The sequence below is a fragment of the Paraburkholderia sp. D1E genome (assembly GCF_052682275.1).
In genome coordinates, this window is the sequence record NZ_JBQYMB010000001.1 from 3,790,299 (window position 1) to 3,809,544 (window position 19,246).

Here is a 19,246-nt window from a genome sequence, read left to right on the forward strand (position 1 = left end):
AATATGTATTTGATGCTAGTAGTCACGTCGCATGCATCACGCACATTAAGCAGGGAAGCGGTCTCCGAACATCGGCAGCCCGCTCTTGGATTCCGGCTGCGTCGCTTCATCTTGAAGCACATCCCAGTGTTCGGCCAGAAGACCATTTTCGATCCTGACTATATCGGTGGCAATCCACGCTGTCGGGCGGCCAATACCTGTAAATCGACCATGAACGATGACGTAGTCATCTTCCGCGACGATCAGCCCGTGCTCATATCGAAGGGTGTCGGGGAGGCTACGAATCAATCCCAGGAGCCCATCACGGCCCGGTTCGATATGCGCACTATGTTGGATGTAGGTATCTGACCAGAAACGAGCGGCTGCCTCGTAATCCCGTTTGTTGAAGAGGGTATCAAATGCTTCCAGCACAAGCGTCTTGTTTTCTTCGGGTGTTGTTGTCTTTGACATGAGCTATACCTCGGTAGCACTACATGCGATGGCGCGCTTGGGTGCCGCGCTGTCAAACTAGGGCCTTGAGACGACTGCGCGCAAGGACGTACCGCTCCTAATTTAGGGACCGCGCGAGTTCTGTCCGCCGCCGTCAGTATTGCCAAGTTCGTAAATTGCGCACAGCGATCTCATTCACCGTTTCGCGTATCAACGCATCAACTTTCTGGATACCTTCGTCGCAAGCGCATCACGATGGCCATCGCCATCGTCAGCTCAATGATGACTGCGTCGCACATAGATGTCAATGGCATTCGCCATTGTTTTGTGGGAATATGGCACGAAGCGATGCGCGGGCAAGTAAAACAGCAAGGAGAACAGTTCATGGGTGTCTCAAAGCAGCAAGCCAATAAGAATCGGCAATCGATCATTACTGTCGCGGAGAAGCTCTTCCGCGAACGGGGCGTGGACGCGGTGGGGCTGGCCGAGATCACGAAGGCCGCAGGCTTCACCCAGGGCTGCTTCTACAACCATTTCGAGTCAAAAAATGCCTTAGTGACAGCTGTGATGAACAACGCCATGAAGAACGGTATAGATCGACTACATGAGGATATCGAACAATCCAAGGCAAACGGGATGGATCCCATCAAGCGCCAGATCGATTGGTACCTGTCCCCCGATCACCGGAGCGACGTCGATTCCGGCTGCCCTGTATCCACCTTCGCCGGCGACGCCCGGCGGCTGAACACGGAGGCGCGCAAGGTCTACGCCGAGGGGATCGCACTGAATCTGGATCGCCTCACCGATGCGTTTGCCGGTATCAATATAAAAGAATGCAGAAAGAAGGCTATCGCACTCTTAAGTCAATTGGCGGGGACTTTAGTGCTGTCGCGTGCAATAGCCGACGCCAATCCCGAACTGGCCGACGAAATATTGCAAGACGGCCGTCGACGATTGCTGCTCAATTTGGCCGACTATTGAGACTGTTCGAGAAATGATTGATCCGGGGCGATTTTCCGCGACTATGAACGTCTCGGGCTATCAGGCTGAAGAGAAGAGATGGCATCGACGAATCATTTTGACCGTCTTTGTTGAAGCAAGAAGCTGTGTTAACTTAAGTGCGCGCACAACCCGACGGACGCCATCAATAGCCCCTGTTCGAGTGAACGAGCGACCAGACCGATCAAGTTGCTCAACGTATATGTGCCCGTTCCCAGATTCACCTGGGCAAACATAGAGCTATGTTCGATATCTCGAACGGATTTCCGCCTCCTCTTGTTACCGAAGACTCGAATACATCAGGATGATTCTCTGCCAATGTGCGTTGCCACTCATTAGGCGCATGGATGACACCGCACGCGTTTCGTGGAGATTAACTGGAGGTCCAACGGCGTCAATTGACTCGGCTACGCGACTGGATCACTTCGGACTTCCCGCTCTCGCCTTCGAGCGAACGTAGCTCACCGCTGAAAACGAGGTCACTATGACTATTTGGAGTCAGCGACCGGCAGGCCCACCCAGTCTTGCACATTTCCCCAACGCCGCTCCGATATGTAACCGTCCGACCACGACCGTTCTTGACGGCGCCATGGGGGTAGCGGAGCAGGCGACTGCGGATGGCCGTCGCGCCTCGCATCGCCATGTTGGGCCGTGAGCGTCGCCACAGCCAGTCTCCGGAAACACCCCGCACCGGCAGGCTTCGGACGCGCGGCTCAGAACGGTGCCGAAAACGACAGCCGGACCCCCTGCTGGAAACTGTTCACGCCGAACATAACAGTGTAATCGAGCCCGAACGTCATCGACCGCATCTGGAACTTCGAGCCGACGCCGACCTGGGTCCGGTTCTGGCCAAATGGCGTCGACGTCACGAAATAAGCCGGACCGGCGCCGGCCAGATCGGCGTAAGCGAGACCCGCTGTACTCTGCCCGTTGAAATCGTGTTGAAATTCGATTCGAGCGTAAGGCAGAAGTACACCCCACTTCGTCGGTTGTGCGTATTCTGCGCGCAACCCGAGCGTGCCCGAGACCGTTGTCACCGTTTGTCCAAAATAGCTCAGCGAATCGGTGCCTGCGCCGCTTTCACTAAACGTGTCCAGCGTCGCCTCCGAGTAAGACATCCGGGCGTATGGCGAAATGAGCCACACGTTGGTGCGCCGTTCGTATCCGGCCGAGAGTGACGCGAACGTCTGTCTGCCGTTGCGCTGGCTGACTGCAAATGACCTCGCGCCGTCGTCCCAGCGCCGCGAATCGAAACTGAGGGTGCCGAAACCGACAACGCCGTCGACGAAGAGTGCCGGTTGCGGCCGGTAACTGCCGTATATGGCGAAGCTGTAACTGTCACCGGTGCTCTTTGTGCCGTCGCTGCCGATATCGGTCGCGTCGTGACCATAACCGCCACCAACGCCGATCGAGAACTGATCCGAGACGCGGTAATCTGCGCCGGCCGTGACGCCCGGCGTCGTGAAGCGGAATCCTGAGCGTTGCGTACCCGCATGGTTGAACCCCAGATCGACGACCCCTGCACTCCAGAAGGCGAGGTCAGATAAGCTGCCGCCGGTTGCTGGCGGTTTGCCAGGTGTGGCGTCGCCTTGGCGGGAGCCGCCGGGCGTGGAAGTGGCTGCGCTCAACGTCTGGTTCGCTCGCAAACACACGCCGCGCAGCGTCGGTGCCGACGCGTCGTCGCATGCGGGGGGCGCGTCGGGCGCCTGGCCTGGCAGCAACAGGGAGATGCCGTTGGCAGACGGAGCATGTCCTGTCCCGTGAAGACTTTCGAGCCGCTGGCTGTAGTTCGAAATCTGCGCGTTGGCGAAGCGGCGCGCGGCTTCGACCTGCGCATCGATCAGGCCGACGACGTCCGGGTTGGTCGATGGATCCGGACGTGCCGCGACCACGACGCTAATGATTCCAGGGGCCGATGTCGCAATCGCATTGCTCAGCGTGTAGTTGATCACAGCCGTGCCCGCAAAGGCGGCCGCAGGAACAAATTTGACGTCGAACTGACCTGACTGCGCCGCTGCGGCGGCTTTCATGGCCATCGATGAGACCGTCCCGTTCACGATCGTCGCGGTGCCAGCCGAGGCCGGTGTCACCGAGACGATCGACGCTCCCGTAAATGGACCTCCCGTTGCACCACCGGTGATGTCGATCAACGCGGTCTGGGTGGCCGCCGTGCTCACCTGCTGCGCAGCAGCCGCAACCGGCACGGCATTCACAGTGACGGTCACCGCGACGGGTGCAGAAATGCCCGCACTGTTCGCAATGGTGTAAGTGAAGCCGACATTGCCAGACGAGGCGGCCGCCGGCGTGTAGACAATGTCCTGCCCGTTGACGACTGCCGTGCCGGTCTTAGGCTGTGCTGCAATGACGACTGCGGTAAAGGGCGCACCGCTCGCATTGGCGGTCGCGTGAATCGTCACCGGCGCGGTGGATTGCGTCGTCACCGTGACCGCGGGCGCAACCGGGACCGTTTGATCAATCGCGCGCACATAGCTTTTCGTACCCGCAAACGGTCCTGTTCCGCTGCTGCTATCCTTTGCCTGAACGGTGAAAGTCGAGCTGCCGGTCGTGGTGGGCGTTCCTGAGATGAGCCCGGCCGACGACAGCGAGAGGCCGGCGGGTAGCGCACCGCTCGCCACGCTATAGGTGTAGGGCGCCGTTCCGCCTGTTGCGACTAGTTGTTGGCTGTAGCTTGCATTGAGCACGCCAGTCGATAGCGATGCCGGACCGATAGAGAGGGCGCCGCTGCCGATTGTCAGCGTGTAGCTTGTCGTTCCGGCGAGGTTGTTGGCATCTCTCGCCTGTAGGCTAAACGCGAATGATCCCCCCGCAGTCGGCGTGCCAGAGATGTTGCCAGTGGCGGGATTCAAGGTCAGACCGGGCGGCAATGCCCCGGACGATAGCGTATAGGCGTAAGGCGCCGTGCCTCCACTGGCGCTGACCGACTGGCTATATGCGGTGCCGACTGTCGGGGCAGATAGCGTCGAAGGCGCTACCGTGATGACCGGCGCGGAGACCGTAAGCGTATAGGCCCGCGAAACGGAGACGGGCGCGGCGGGGCCTGTGGTGCTGTCCGTCGCCGTCACCGTAAATGCCACGGTGCCTGTCGTGGTGGGCGTGCCGGACAGGACACCCCCAGCGAAGGCCATCCCTGTCGGGATCGCGCCTGCCGTAACCGAGAGGGCGTAGACATACGGCGGATTGCCGCCGGTGGCGGCGAAGATCTGACTATAGGCGACACCCACGTTCGCCGCCGGCAAGCTAGCGGGCCCGATGGATAGTGTCGGTGCGGAGACCGTAATCGTCACGGTCGCCGGCGAAGATGTGCCGGCAATATTGCTCGCCGTGTACGTGAACGAATCGGGTCCTGCATATCCGACAGCCGGTGAATAGGAAATGGATGCTCCGCTGACCGTCGCGGTCCCGTGGCTCGCCCCGGACGCCACGGCCACACTGGTGGTCGCGCCACCGCTGAGATTGAGCGGAATCGTGTTGCCACTGCTGTCGTTCCCGACCGTCGCGCTAACCGGGCCTGCGACAGGTGGGGCAATGTAGGTGAACTGGTCTGAGCCGCTCGCGGCGCTCGTGCCGCTGATCGTCGTGACCGTGATGTCGACTGTCCCGGCGCTGTTCGCGGGTGTCACTGCGACGACCTGGGTCGCGGACATGACCGCGAATGAGGTGGCGGCGCTGCCGCCGAACTGGACTGCAGTCACGCCGGTGAAATCGGCGCCGGCGATCGTGACCACCGTGCCGCCCGCGGTCGATCCCGACGAGGGGCTGACAGCCGTGACTGTTGGAACCGCAGCGCTGGCAATGCCCGGTAGCGTGAGTAGCGCGGCAAATGCGACAAACGCGAAGCGGATCGCCGCATCGCGCGGCCGGCGCGATCGCGCCAATCCGGTCAACGCCGCAACGGACGCCGCAACGAGCGCGAATGCAGAGCTGATGGGCGGCCGCACCGCGCGGCAGCTAGCGGCCCACGATTTTGCAACACACAAGCGTGACCAGAAAAGACTGGCTACCCGAATTGCCCGGTCCGTATTACCGGACAGGCGTGTTCCCCGATGAATCGTTATCATTTTTCCCCTGGCGTCGTTTACGCCTTTCTTACGTTTTTATTTATCGTTGTTAACGGCAGGTCGCGTGGCCACTATCGCGGCAAACGCCGATCCGTCTTTCATGACTCCCCTTCAGTCGCGCGATCAAATTGGCACGCCCCTGTTCGCATGACGCAATGGCGCGAATCGCAATCGGTCAAATTGCGGTTAATGGCCAATGCTTGCAGGCGGGTCACCGTGTTGGCCGGACTGCGACCCTGCGGACGGCGTCGGTTATTTTCCGCGACGTGGCAAATCTAATATTGCTCAATCGATTAGGTGTGCTGCTCGGACCACCTTCGACAGACTGGATTCTATCCCGACAAATATTTTAATCTGATGAATCAATACCGCGCCTGGCAGGAACCGCGCATGAGCCCATGCTTAACTTACCCGCATTTCAATTGTGATGGCACAAAACACAATGAGCACAGGCAGCGCCGGCCCGTTAGGCTACAGATGTGCGTGCGCACGTAGCAGGGGAGTACGGGCTGATGCGGTGGCGTCTGCAACGATCGGCGACTTTCCACGCTCGATACCTCCCCCTCTGCTCCCGGACTTGGCTCTACCGTGAGTAGATCACACTAGCGAAACTCACTAGCATGGCCTAGCCTGCGCCAAAGTGGCGACGATTCACCCACCTATGCCGAACGGATGATTGCTCCGCCGCAGATCGGGTCTTCGTGGGCAACGTCACCTTGCACGGAACGGCTGCTCTTGAAAATCGCTCCCCGTCTCAGAAGACTATTCGGTAGTCGTAGACTGCGACAGCTGGGTGCCGCTGGATGTGCGACTGCGACCTATGGTCGCAACAAAAGCCACACGAAACAAGAGGCCGAACGATGGACAAGACACCGCACTTTGCCCATCGCAACGGCGATATCAATGGACAAGTCGGCACCTGCTCTCTGCTTGATTTCAAAGCAAAGTGCTCTGTCCATTGCTGACATCCTTAGGTGTCAACCGAGTGCGAGGCATGAGGCCGCGAAACTCGCACCGATTAAAGAGCCGCGCCCGCGTCGGGTTGATAGCGCCATTCGATATAGCTGCCGAACGCATCGATCGTGCGCCCGCGTGACAGGTAGATACAGCGAGGATGACAGCCCTCGGTGATCGAGCCTCGCAAGTTGACCTCCTCGTAACGTGCTCCCGATTTGGCAGGTACATCACCGACTTCAATGCGTGCAATTTCGCTGATTCGCATCCCGCAAGTGACGCCCAGAAGGAGGATCAGTGCGTCGAGTTCCTTGACATATGCCGCATTCGACCTTCGAAGTGCTTCCAGATTCCCCTCTACGACGCCTCCGCGATGACGTGCGTCCCCTGGCTGAACTCCAGCGACTGGATTTCCTCCCGACACGGGGTCTCGTCCAGTTCCGCAATGCACGCTGCGGAATCGAGTCCTTATGGACGCGCGCGCTGACGCCCGATCCCGAGGACTGCCCGCTTCTCTTCTGCCCGTAATTCGCAACCCCGCTAGAATCGCTCCTCGTCATTTTACAGCGCTACGCGGCGGGATAATGTGGTTCGTCAAACAACGATTCACCCTTTATTCCCCGGCCGTTCAGGAGTTCTTCAATTTCAGACAACGCCTCGGGATTGTCGATTGTTGGTGGAATGGAGACGGCTTTGCCGTCAACGATTTGAAGCAGCGACCGTCTGAGGATCTTTCCCGAGCGCGTCTTCGGCAAACGCTTGACCACAAACGCGGCCCGTACGGCTGCTACCGCGCCGACGTGTTTCCGGACAGTCTGCAGTGCTGCCGACTCAATCTCTGCTCGATCAATACTGACGTGGTCCTTGAGGACCATAAATACCACGGGTACCTGTCCCTTTAGCGGATCGGACATGCCCACGACGGCACATTCCGCTACCGGCGAGAGTCTAGCTATAACCTCCTCAATCGCACCCGTCGAAAAACGATGTCCGGCAACGTTAATAACATCGTCGGTGCGTCCCATGACATAGATAAAACCATCCGCGTCGATGTACCCGGCGTCACCCGTGTCGTACCAACCCGGAAACCGCTCGAAGTAGGAGCTTTCGTAACGCGAGTGAGCGTTCCAGATGCCCGTCATGACGCCTGGAGGCAAAGGCAACGCGCAAACAATGTTACCCGAGACGCCTGCAGGAACTTCATTGCCATCGTCGTCGATACAACGCACGTCCCATCCAGGCATGGCGCGCCCCGCTGCGCCTCTTCGTCGTTCACCACACGCATCCTCTTCCAGTGTCGAAGCGGCAATCGCCCAACCGGCCTCGGTCTGCCACCAATGATCGATTGCCGGCACACCCAGCATGTTTTCTGCCCACGTCACCGTCGGCGTATCACAGCGCTCTCCTGCGAGAAAAACCGACCGCAAACTACTGATGTCGTGATGCCACCGCCGCTTGCCCGCGCAAGACTCCCAAAGGAACGAGCCGTCCGGATCTTCTTTCTTTATCGCGCGCAACGCAGTGGGCGCGGTAAACAGGACATTCACGCTGTGCGTGGCAATCACCCTCCAGAACGATGCAGGATCCGGCGTACCGACGGGTTTCCCTTCGTATAGTACAGTGGTGCATCCGTTGAGTAGAGGGCCATACACCATGTAAGAGTGCCCGACGACCCAGCCTATGTCCGAGGCCGCCCAGAACACGTCACCTGGTAGGCATTTGTAGATGTTGTTCATGGACCAGGCGAGCGCTGTCATGTAGCCACCTGTGTCCCGGACGATACCCTTCGGCGCACCGGTCGTGCCAGAGGTATGCAGGATGTAAAGCGGATGCCCCGATGGAACGGAAACGGGGTTGACCGCATGCGCGCCGCGCATGGCTGTATCCCAATCGATGTCGTCCGGCTTCAGCGTGACAGATTCGATTTCGCGCTGGTACACGATAATCGACCCTTCCCACGCCGCAAGCCCGACCGCTTCGTCGACCGTCTTCTTGTAAGGTATGCGGCGTTCACCCTCAAACCCGAACGATGTCGTGACGATTACCGTCGGACGTGTGTCGCCCAGCCGCGCGGCCAACTCTTTGGCCGCAAAGCCTCCGAACACCACGCAGTGCGTTGCCCCGATGCGTGCGCACGCAAGCATAGCCACGACTGCTTGCGGTATAACGGGCATATAAATGACAACGATATCGCCAAGACCCACGCCATAGCTTTGCAACACGCATGCGAATTTCGCCACCTGATCCGTCAGCGCGGCGTATGTAACCGTTTGCGCGCTGCCGGTCACGGGACTCTCGAAAGCGATGGCTGTCTGTTCGCCACGACCAGCTTCCAGATGCCGATCGAGGCAATTATGGCTCGCGTTAGTGCACGCGCCGTCGAACCACGAAAAACGGTTCCCCGGCTGGGTCAGGAGCACATCGTCCCATGGGTTCATCCACTGCACGTGCCCAGCCGCATTTGCCCAGAAGGCTGACGCATCCGACTTCCAGGCGCCTCGGACCTCGGTGTAGTTCATCGGGTCACCTGCACACTTGCTTTGAAATGCCGATCGTTGTCGAGTGTTTCCTTAGCTGGCATGCCTGATTATCCTTTTTTCCGAGCAATGTTGAGGCTTCCGACAGATCAACGAATGTTCTCTGTCGCAATAGAGTTCGACTTATATTAGGGTGATCCGGAAACAAGATGCCCGTGATCGAACGAAACATACTGTTCGCAAGATGGAAACGAACTTGCTCAAACGACCACGGGCCTGCTGCATTCCCCGCTGACTCAGAAAGCGTGTCGCAACACAGTGCGGACGACAAACTGATGGTTGTTCGATGAATCACCTAGATTCACGACATCGGCAACCGCAGGGGCGCCGGTCGAGGATGTCCCGGATGCATGCTGCCAGGCGGCCTCGACATAAATATCGGTCCGCTTGGATAGAAATTGATCCGCTAGCAAACTGATCTGATGGTAGTGTTGATTCCCGACCGTTTTTCCGTTCGCACCGGTAACGCCTTTGCCTGTGAGGTAGTCATAGCCGACGGTAAAAAACAGGAAGGGACTGTACGTGTATATCGCGCCCGAATCAATGTCATTGAAGCGAGCCGTCCCGCCCGCGAGAGCGCCGCCCAAGTTTGCATACTGGATGTTAGCAAACGACGTTACCAGGCTAACCGGGCCGATCGCGTAAGTCGCACGGACGATAGCCACTTGGTAGGCGCTCGCGCTTGCGTAGCCCTTATTCAGTGAATTGGCGAGCTGGGAAGCTCCGTTTGGGTTGTCGGTGAACAGGCCCGATCCGGCCGTGGACGAAGTGGGATTCTTAAAATATTGGAACGCCGCGCCGATCGATAACGGCCCACCCTCATATTTAGCCCCCAACGAATATCCACTATTCGCTGTAGTATTTCCGGGCACGCCGCCGACGCTATACTCGGCACCGTAAGAGAAGCCGCGATAGGTCGGGCTCATATAGCGTATCGCGTTATTGACCCGGACCGAGTCGGCTGTGTTGGCGAGATCGCCCGGCGGTGAAAAGAGGGAGGTACCAATCGCTCCGCTGTTCCGCAAGAATGCAATAAAATAAAAAACCATGTCGTATTGCCTCCCAAACGTAAGGCTGCCGGCCTGGTCGCTTTTCAGTCCGACGAAAATCTGTCGACCGAATAAATCTCCGCCTTGAGCAAGCGCCCCGCTATTCAGATTCACCCCGGACTCGAGCGTGAAAATTGCGTGCAACCCTGAACCAAGATCTTCATTGCCTTTCAATCCCCACCGACTTCCTGTGAGACCGCTTGTCGAATCGAGAAAAATTCTTTTCCCGCCATTCGCGCCGCCTGTATTGCTTTGATAAACGATCCCTTCGTCAATAAGACCATACAACGTGACACTGCTCTGCGCATGCACGGCGCTCGAGAGCATTCCGAGAGCCGTGCAACACAAAGGCGCTATAATTTTTCTTGTCTCCATCATTAGTTCTCCTAATATATTATTTAAATCCGCCGATTTTGTCGGCGCATGCCTCGCCATCTCACTACGTCAAAAGTCAGAATTTCCGCTGTATGACCAAACAAACAAATACTTCGGTCTGGCGACAGCCCGATGGTGTGCCCATCATGCAGCGGCTCGCCGCCATCCCGACACCTCTCAGACTAACTTCCTTCGTTGCGTCTCAATCATCCAACCCAGTGCCGCATCGGCGCGCCAGCGACGGGTGAACGAAAACTTGCTATCCGGTTCATCTTCAGTGAACCGACATAGACGGTCTGTAAATCTTCTCCGCCGAACGTCACGCTGGTCGGGAATTCAATCGTTGAGCCAGCCGGATCATCAAACACTGTCACCGCCGTGCCGTCTGGCTTCAGCACGACGATTTGATTGCGCGTCACTTCTGTCACCCAGAGGTTGTTGTGTGCATCGAACGCTATTCCGTCAACCATCGCGCCTTCGAAGAACGGCATTGGACCAAAGGGCTCTCTTCCATCGAGCGACCCGTCGGCGTTCAGCCGATAACGGGTGATTCCGCCGGCCATGGTTTCGGCCACGTACAGGAATTCCCCGAGAGCGTCGATTCTTACCTCGTTGGTGAACCGGAGTCCATCGGCAACCCGACGCACATCCCCGCCGTCGATCAACAGAATATACCCGTCAGGAATCGCCGCCTTGAGCGCATCGGAACGCGGCTCGGTCACCGTCGAGACGGTTACCCAAAGCCGATCCTTGCTGTCTACGTAAACGAAATTCACCGCACCGAGCCTCTTGCCGTCCAGGCCGTCCAAAAGTATCGTCTTGGCACCACTACGATCGATCCGGTATAGGTTGCCTGCGCCGATATCGGCCACGACGAAGTCGCCGCAGGCCCTCATCGCAATGCCGTTTGGCACTCCCTCGTTCGGGCCAATCAAGCGTTGAGCACCGGTTTGGGCATCAATGTGGGTCATCGCGCCACGGTTGTCGGCAATCCACAACGTGCCGTCGCGTTCTGCAATGATGCATTCGGGCCGGCTCAGGTCGTGACCGATATAGGTAATCTGGTCAGGGTTCACTACGAAATCGTCAATACGGTTCATCACAGTTCCTCTGAATAAATGGCCTTTCCAGAATGACGATGCTACTCGTCACGTTACCCTCCGGCGGTTTTCAGACACCATCCGCTGCGAAGTGGCAATATCCACGTCGGTGGGCAACATCAGATGAGCACACAGCGACCCGAGTAATCCTGTCGCGCCCACGTAGATAGCCACCGACGTCATATTCCCGTAGTGTTCGGTCAGTTTGGTTGCGATGATCGGCACAATGCCGCCGCCAATCGCCGCTCCGATCTGAATACCTAACGAAATTCCCGAATAGCGCAACTCTGCAGGGAACTGGGCGCTGTAAAGCGCCGCTTCGGCTGCATACATCAATGGATGCACAAGCCCGAGCGCAATCGAGATCGCGAGCGTCAAATAGAGCGGCGTTCGCAGTTCTGCCAGAGCGATGATCGCGGAAATGCACACAGCGACGGCGATGCCACCCATCCTCGAAATATTGCGCGCGCCGACCGTCGAACAGAGCCAGCCGGCAACTAGCATGCCTACAAGTTGACATGCCGCGCCGATCATCAGCGCTTCAAGCGTATCGCTTTTGCTGATGCCCAGTCGTGGTGCATAGGAGATCAGGAAGACAGACGCGGTATAGTAGATCGTGACTTCGCCGATTTTATTGCCGATGCTAAGCAGCAGAAACTTCCAGTGAGCGCGCAAAACGCCGAGCGCAGGAATCCTTGCAGTCTTGTTTCGCTCCTGAACAGCCACAAAATCCGGCGTCTCCGGTATAGATTGTCGAATGTAGTAGCCGCCGATCACTAACAAAACGCTCGCAACGAAGGGCAGACGCCATCCCCAGGCGAGAAAATCGCTCTCCGGAAGCCGCGTGACAATCGCGAACGATGTTGCTGACATCAGCAACCCTACCGGAGACCCCGCGAGCGGCAGAGCACCGAGAAAACCCTTCAGCTTCGGAGGCGCATGTTCGACCGCGAGCAGGATGGCCCCTCCAAATTCACCACCGAAAGCGAGACCCTGCAGCAAGCGCATCAGCACAAGGAGTATCGGGGCCCAGACGCCAATCGAGGCATAGCTCGGGACGAGGCCGATCATGCCCGTGGACAGGCCCATCATGATCAACGTGATCGACAGCATCGTCTTGCGCCCGATGCGGTCTCCGTAGTGTCCGAAGATCAGCCCACCAAGAGGGCGTGCAAGCAATCCACTCGCAAAGGTGCCAAACGACGCGATGGTTGCCGTCGCAGGATCGAGATTCGCAAAAAACACCTTGCCGAATACGAGCGCCGATGCCGTTCCATACGCGATAAAGTCGAATCCTTCGATCGCGGAACCTGCCACAGCCGCCGTGCATACACGCCACAGCGACGGTCTGTCGTGCTCCTTTTTTGCATCCATTTATGTCTCCTTGGTTTGTGTTCTTCGGCGTCAGCCGCTAATGAGCGATTTTCTAGAGTGCTCTATGGTTGATATCAATTATTTCGTATAACGTATCTTTAAACTCCGGCGTTGTCCGGCGTCGCCCTTTCCGGCCTTACCCGCGCATCGGCTTTCTCACCGATCCGATGCTAACCGGGCCGAAGGATCAAGAACGGCCGGTGACGGGGTCGTTGGTGGACGCTCCACTAGACTGCCTCTTCGGCCATAGCCGTGAATCACACCGCCACCACGCGATTCAGGAGTGTTCCGATACCCGCAACGTCCATGCGAATCCGATCACCGGGCTTCAGCCAGCGCGGCGGGTCGCGGAACATGCCAACGCCAGACGGCGTGCCCGTCGCTATGACATCGCCCGGTTCCAACGTGAGGTATTGGCTCAAGTACTCGATCAGGACAGGAATCGGGAAAATCATCTGGCCGGAGCGGCCGCGCTGTACGAGTTCGTCGTTCACGCGGCATTCGAGGACGATGTCGTCCAGAGAGCCTACTTCGTCGAGAGTAACGAGCCACGGGCCCATTGGGCAAAACGTGTCGAGACTCTTTGCGAGACTCGTCGAGCCCGATTTTGGCATCATCTGTATCTTGCGTTCGCTGACATCGTTGACGATCGTCAGGCCAGCGATATGTCGCGCCGCTTCGCTGCGCGAGACATTTCGGGCTGTCTTGCCGATCACCACCGCGATTTCCACTTCGTAATCGAGCTGGCGGATTGAAGACGTATAGTGGATGTCCGCGCCATGTCCAATGACTGATCCTGGCCATTTGAAAAAGATCTTTGGCACATCAGGCAATTCAACCGCCATTTCGTTTGCGTGGTCCACATAGTTCCGACCCACGCCTATAATTTTTCCGGGCCGCTCGACCGGCGCAAGCAGGCGCACCTTTTCGATTGGCAAAGGCGGTTCGCCAGTGCGGACCCAACCAGCCGCTTCCGGTGTCACGTGATTCGCTAATGCAGCAAGCAGTGCGGCAAACGGGTCAGTCGCAGCCGATATTTTCGGCCCGGGAGTAATGCCGACGATGCGGTCTTCGTCGACAAAACCGAATCCAATAAGATTGGCGTGCTGGTAACGTGCGATCTTCATGATTGTCTCTGGATTAGCCGGTGTTCACGCAGACGCGGGAATAAAAGCCCCGCGGGTACCACCGTCCACGGGAATCACCGTGCCCGTTACGTAGTTCGACTGTTCACCTAGATAGAACTCGATCACCGCGGCCACGTCCTCGGGTGTTGCGACCCGGCCGAGAGGTGATGTGCCCGACGGTCGATATCTACCAGTGCGGCCAGGATCGCTATTCGCGCGGATCATCGGAGTATCAACAGTGCCGGGTGCCACAGCGTTGACGAGAATGCCGTCCCCACCGAGTTCAGCCGCTAGCACACCCGTCAAAATGTGCAGCGCCGCCTTTTGTGCGCCATATGCCCCATTTCCTACTTTTGGCCGAATTCCCGAGATTGAGCCGACGAACACAATCCGGCGTAGCGCGTCGCTTCGCTGCATTCGCATCGCCTGGATCGCGGCACGCGCGCAAAGCCATGCGCCGCGCGTGTTTACCGTGTAAAGCGTGTCGAAGTCGGTGGGGTCCATGTCGGCGAGCGCACCGATTCGCAATACACCCGCCGAACAGACCAGAGCATCTGGTGCGCCGAAACGATCGGTAATCTGCGAGAACGCCGAATCGATCGATGTGCGGTCCGCGACATCGCAACGCAGCGTGTAGGAGTGTTCATTGAGTGCTGTCATGCCGGCGTCGAATGCGACGTCCAGCATGATGACGGTCCACTGCGCGTTGAGCAAGCGTTGCGCAGCAGCCTGGCCGATACCTGATGCCGCTCCGGTGACAACAGCGATCCTGTTCATATACTGCGCTCCATCAAGAACTGACTGACGATGTGGGTCCGCAAGCCACGTCGATGCAAGACTAACTGTTTCATCATGGGTGTTGGGAGTTGCTGATGCGATTGCCGGAAAGCGTATCCTCGCGAAGCAACGCGCCTGCCGCACCGCGTACGGGATCTTGAGGAGCGCGGCGTGCGCGATGTTTCGCCTCCTTTAGCGATTTGCGCAACTCCCGGAAGTAGATAAGATGTGGCTCCTCGATGGTGTGCCGAAGCGAAGCTTTGTAATATCGCTTGATGAAATCCTTCTTCGCCTCAATAGCAGTGTGCATTTCGTTGACCGCCGGAAGCGTCGCTTGCCCCAGTTCAAACGGCAAGATCCAACGCATCTGGTGCTCGAAGGCATTGGGAAGTGAGGTTGTAGTATTAAGCATGCCAATGAAGTACAGGCCATCCCAGCCAGGAGGTACGATCCGCTGGTAAAGGTCCACCGCATTGTCCTTGATCGGCACAATCGATTCGGAGATGAAAGGCAGCTCAATCTGATAGCCAGTGGCGGCGATCAGCACGTCGAACTCGTCATTAGATCCGTCTACGAAGTGAATGCGGTTCCCTTCAATCCGCTCGATGCCCTGCTTGACATTAATCCGGTCGTAGACGATGTGCTGGACGAGGACCGCGCTGCTGGTTGTGTGAGCCCGTTGGGCCAACGCCTTAAAGCCAAGATCGGTCATGCGGCCGTGGAACAGGCGGACCAGTGTCGATGTAATGCGACTGCGCAGCCAGTTCGGAACCCATTTTCGTTCGAGTTTGATCGTAAAGTCGGTGAACGGACGTCCGAAAATTAGCTTCGGCACGATCATCACGCCGGAACGTGCGACCATTACGGTGCGTTGCGAGTTGACGCAAACGTCGCTGGCAATGTCACAGGCGCTATTGCCAACGCCCACAACACATATGCGCTGGCCAACGAATGGCTCCGGCTCCCGATAGTAATGCGAATGAATGTAAGTGCCCGAGAATTTTTCACGAAATTCATTGACATGCATCGGCAACGACAAGTGGCCGCTGGCCACCATGACGCGGTCAAACGTCGTGATCTCCCCGTGTTCTGTTTCGACTTCCCAGAGCGGTGCTTCCGCACGATAGCATCCGGCCGGCCGGACATCGACGATGGTCGTATTGAACCGAATACGCCGCGTCAGATCGAAATGGGCCGCATAGTCGACCAGGTACTTGTGCATATCCCGATGGTCGGGAAACATCTGCACGTCTTCACGGAAAGGGAAATCGCTAAAATTGGTGAGATTTTTGGCCGAATTGATATGGAGGGTTCGATACGCGGAAGACCGCTCGTTGTCGTTTCGGTAACACCAGACACCACCAATCTGACTGCCGATCTCGAAAATCGTCACATCCTCAAAACCAGCCTGGATCAGATTTTTGGCGCAGCAAAGACCCGCTGCGCCCGCGCCGATGACGGCAAATCGTCGGGTCTTTGAGTCAGGCGCAAGCGCGGATACACGTGTTCGCTGTTGATATTCCATTTCTACTCTTTCCATACGTGTCACAAAATGAACGGATTCCGGAAGGTCGAACTAGCGGTGACCTGGCGGTAATTTGACGCAATCTACTGATTTGGGGAGAAAACGCGCCATATGCTATGAGTGCTGCGTCGCGATCCGATCGCCCCCTGCCGGCGCGTCTGTTTTAGTGGCGACGCCGTGCCTGCCTCCAAAGTTGTCCCACGAGCTACTGACCAGCCAGCCGCAATCCACCGGCAAATTAACTCCGGTAATCGCCGAGGCAGCATCCGACAACAGAAACAGGCAAGCGTCAGCGACTTCGTCAGGTTCTACCATGCGGCCCATTGCCGAATTGCTGTACACATGCGGATCACGCTCGCCAAGCTTGAGACGGCGTTCTACTCTCGCCGTGCGGGTAAATCCTGGCGATACACAGTTGACGCGCACACCGTCCCTTCCCCACTCGGCGGCCAGACATGCAGTCAACGAGATAATTGCCGCTTTCGCCGGCGCATATGAATACAATGGCGCCGAGCGCATTCCGGCCACCGATGAAATGTTGACGATGGTTCCGCCACCCCGCTTCGCCATCGCAGTACCGAACGCGGCGCAACTGAGATACATCCCACGCAGATGAGTTTGCTGCACGGCGTCCCAAGTCTCCAGCGATAACTCGTCCGGTGAATCCGTTGGTTGTGAAATCCCGGCAGAATTAATGACGCCGTAAACCGGCCCAATCTCAGTGTCGATGCGCGCAGCAAGCGTTCGCAACTCGTCGACGCGAAGCAAATCTAATTCGTAGAACACGCCGCTCAGCTCACTGGCGACCTTCTGTCCTGCCTCAACGTCCCGATCAAGGATGACGATGCGCCATCCCTGTTCATACGCAAGCCGTGCGCATGCCTCGCCGATGCCGCTAGCTGCGCCTGTGATAGCTAGCGTCGGTTTTTTTGAATCGTGTCTCATATGCTTTTCCCAATCAATTGATTTCGCTTAACGAATCGAATAATTAATATTCCATTCTCCCGATATTTTTATCGGTATCCGAATTATTATTTTTTCCGAATTTCGATATCGCTATATGAAGCAATGTGTTGCTTGACCATGTTCCTAGTGAATCCTCTCCTGCGGCACGTTCGCTTGCTGAACGTACGATCGAGTTTCCGACCATTTTTGCCGTCCACCGATCTGTTCGCGCAGAAAATCGATGAACGCGCGCACCCGAGATGGCAAATGGCGGCGGCTCGGATACATCGCATAGATGTCCAAGCCGATCGGCGTGGACTCGGGCAATACGATCACCAGCTCGCCGCTCGCCAGATCATCATCGATCATGTAGAGCGGATGCATTGAAATGCCATGCCCAAGACGTGCAGCATGTAACAGCGGCTCACCAAAGTTCGCTCGAACCGAACCCTCGGCCCGAACAGTGCGTGGGCCGTTTGTGCTCTCGAAAATCCATAGCCCGTTGGACGACTTCCTCGTGTTCACCAAGCAATCGTGCTTATCGAGATCGTCGATGCTCGCGGGCATGCCCCGCTGCGACAGGTACCTAGGAGAGGCAACGAGATACTGCGGCACGCGGGCGAGCTTTATCGCGACATAGCTTGTGTCCTTTAGCTCCGGCGCGATGCGAATCGTCAGGTCCAGGCGTTCGCTGACCAGATCCGCGCTGCCATCATCGAGCTTGAGCAAGACTTGCACGTCCGGATGGCTTTCGGCAAAACCGGTTACCACGGGTACCAAGTGATACGCGCCAAACGAAGGTTGCGTTCCGACACGCAACACACCCCGCGTACCGCCGACCGAATTCCTGAGACGCCCCTCCATGTCTGACATTTGCTCGAGCAACGTCTGCCCGGTTTCAAGCAACGTCATCCCGGCTTCGGTCAAACTGACGCTCTTTGTCGTCCGCGACAGCAGTTGCATGCCCAAGTTTTGCTCCAGCCACGCGACATGCTTGGTGACATTACCCTTCGACATCGCAAGCCGTTGCGCAGCGACGGAGAAGCTCGCAGCGTGAGCCACTTCGATAAACACCTCGATACATCGTAGACGATCCATACACGCTCTTACGAAAAATAGGCGGCAGCATCACATGTGTGCCGTCTCCGCCGGGTCAGCAAGGCCGTCTTCAAGTGGCGCGCGATGCGTCAAAAGTCACGCTTCTGGATTCGAATCCTAGTGCCGAGATCACCCGACTCAAAGAGAAAGCGTGGAAACAAGTTGTTCTCATTCTGGAAACATGGAGATGAGCCGAATTTGAAAGACCTGCACCACGTTCAGGCTTTTGCGACACACGGGTTATCCCCTAGGTTTCCGTTATTGTCTTGTCGCGCTCCGGGGTTGTTCTCGTTTTGGAAACAGGCTGTTCTCTGCCGGCCCCCTTTCGGCACTCTACGGGCAACCCTAGAATTCCCACCAGGATGACCGATTCAGCACCCATTTACTGGAGATAACTCATGTCCGCAAACCTCGATTCGACAACAGCTACGCCCACGACACTCTCGCTACTAATGCAGACGCAACATCGTTTTTACCGTTGCCTCGATCGCTTTGACTATGACGGGTTACTTGCCGCGACTTGCAATGACCTGCGCTGGCATCGTCAGGGCCAGTGGCTGATCGGCCATGACGCGCTACTCGCGACTATGCACGCACGGCCGGCAACACAACGCGTCGCGCATGTGATCACCAACACGTTTATCGTCGAATCGACCGTGGACGAATGCACCACCGAGTCATACATGACGGCGTATCGATTCGACGATGGTAGCGAGCATGACGGGCCCGTGAACATTGAACGGCCCTTTCGGCTCGATCACGTTATCACACGCTTTCGCCACACGGCGCAGCAAGGCTGGCGAATCGCGGAGCTGGTGCCGACACCGGTGTTCCAGTTCTCCGGCGCCTCTTGAGCCATTTGCCATCGCATAAGGAAA

Annotated in this window: 14 protein-coding genes and 1 pseudogene; 2 read left to right on the forward strand and 13 right to left on the reverse strand. The window is 57.5% G+C overall.

The features are described 5' to 3' along the window. Positions 1-45 precede the first annotated feature (45 nt). Positions 46-450, reverse strand: a complete 405-nt coding sequence (locus tag ACUN0E_RS17050; RefSeq protein WP_445567340.1) for a nuclear transport factor 2 family protein — start codon at positions 448-450, stop codon at positions 46-48. A gap of 363 nt (positions 451-813) precedes the next feature. Here ACUN0E_RS17050 and ACUN0E_RS17055 point away from each other — a divergent pair, with 363 nt between their 5' ends. After that, on the forward strand, positions 814-1,410 hold the full coding sequence (locus ACUN0E_RS17055; RefSeq protein ID WP_445570458.1) for a TetR/AcrR family transcriptional regulator: 597 nt from the start codon (positions 814-816) through the stop codon (positions 1,408-1,410). A 731-nt stretch (positions 1,411-2,141) separates the two neighbouring features. On the opposite strand, the gene ACUN0E_RS17060 is transcribed toward ACUN0E_RS17055, so the two are convergent. From ACUN0E_RS17060 to ACUN0E_RS17115, 12 genes and pseudogenes are all read right to left on the reverse strand, one after another. Next, positions 2,142-4,733, reverse strand: coding sequence for an autotransporter domain-containing protein (locus ACUN0E_RS17060; RefSeq protein WP_445570459.1), 2,592 nt, complete (start codon positions 4,731-4,733; stop codon positions 2,142-2,144). After that, positions 4,734-5,507 (reverse strand): annotated as a pseudogene (locus ACUN0E_RS17065) (IPT/TIG domain-containing protein); the annotation flags it as partial. A 1,018-nt stretch (positions 5,508-6,525) separates the two neighbouring features. Further along, positions 6,526-6,651, reverse strand: coding sequence for a hypothetical protein (locus ACUN0E_RS17070; RefSeq protein WP_445567341.1), 126 nt, complete (start codon positions 6,649-6,651; stop codon positions 6,526-6,528). 379 nt (positions 6,652-7,030) lie between these two features. Next, positions 7,031-8,980 (reverse strand): AMP-binding protein, encoded by a 1,950-nt coding sequence (locus ACUN0E_RS17075; protein WP_445567342.1) that lies wholly within the window; start codon positions 8,978-8,980, stop codon positions 7,031-7,033. A 254-nt stretch (positions 8,981-9,234) separates the two neighbouring features. After that, a complete protein-coding gene (locus ACUN0E_RS17080) occupies positions 9,235-10,422 on the reverse strand; it encodes a porin (protein ID WP_445570460.1) in 1,188 nt (395 codons plus the stop codon). Positions 10,423-10,628: 206 nt separating this feature from the next. Further along, the gene (locus ACUN0E_RS17085; protein WP_445567343.1) at positions 10,629-11,522 is read right to left on the reverse strand and encodes an SMP-30/gluconolactonase/LRE family protein; all 894 of its coding nucleotides are present in this window, start codon (positions 11,520-11,522) and stop codon (positions 10,629-10,631) included. Positions 11,523-11,570: 48 nt separating this feature from the next. Beyond that, entirely contained in the window at positions 11,571-12,896 is a 1,326-nt protein-coding gene (locus ACUN0E_RS17090) for an MFS transporter (RefSeq protein ID WP_445567344.1), read from the reverse strand. A 257-nt stretch (positions 12,897-13,153) separates the two neighbouring features. Beyond that, positions 13,154-14,023 (reverse strand): fumarylacetoacetate hydrolase family protein, encoded by an 870-nt coding sequence (locus tag ACUN0E_RS17095; RefSeq protein ID WP_445567345.1) that lies wholly within the window; start codon positions 14,021-14,023, stop codon positions 13,154-13,156. Positions 14,024-14,047: 24 nt separating this feature from the next. Beyond that, a complete protein-coding gene (locus ACUN0E_RS17100; protein WP_445567346.1) occupies positions 14,048-14,800 on the reverse strand; it encodes an SDR family NAD(P)-dependent oxidoreductase in 753 nt (250 codons plus the stop codon). A gap of 73 nt (positions 14,801-14,873) precedes the next feature. Continuing rightward, positions 14,874-16,325, reverse strand: a complete 1,452-nt coding sequence (locus tag ACUN0E_RS17105; protein ID WP_445567347.1) for a flavin-containing monooxygenase — start codon at positions 16,323-16,325, stop codon at positions 14,874-14,876. A 114-nt stretch (positions 16,326-16,439) separates the two neighbouring features. After that, positions 16,440-17,270, reverse strand: a complete 831-nt coding sequence (locus ACUN0E_RS17110) for an SDR family NAD(P)-dependent oxidoreductase (RefSeq protein ID WP_445567348.1) — start codon at positions 17,268-17,270, stop codon at positions 16,440-16,442. A gap of 144 nt (positions 17,271-17,414) precedes the next feature. Then, positions 17,415-18,344: a LysR substrate-binding domain-containing protein gene (locus ACUN0E_RS17115; RefSeq protein WP_445567349.1), complete on the reverse strand. Its 930-nt coding sequence runs from the start codon at positions 18,342-18,344 to the stop codon at positions 17,415-17,417. A gap of 422 nt (positions 18,345-18,766) precedes the next feature. Between ACUN0E_RS17115 and ACUN0E_RS17120 the strand changes: the two genes are divergently transcribed. Continuing rightward, a complete protein-coding gene (locus ACUN0E_RS17120) occupies positions 18,767-19,222 on the forward strand; it encodes a nuclear transport factor 2 family protein (RefSeq protein ID WP_445567350.1) in 456 nt (151 codons plus the stop codon). Positions 19,223-19,246: the final 24 nt, after the last annotated feature.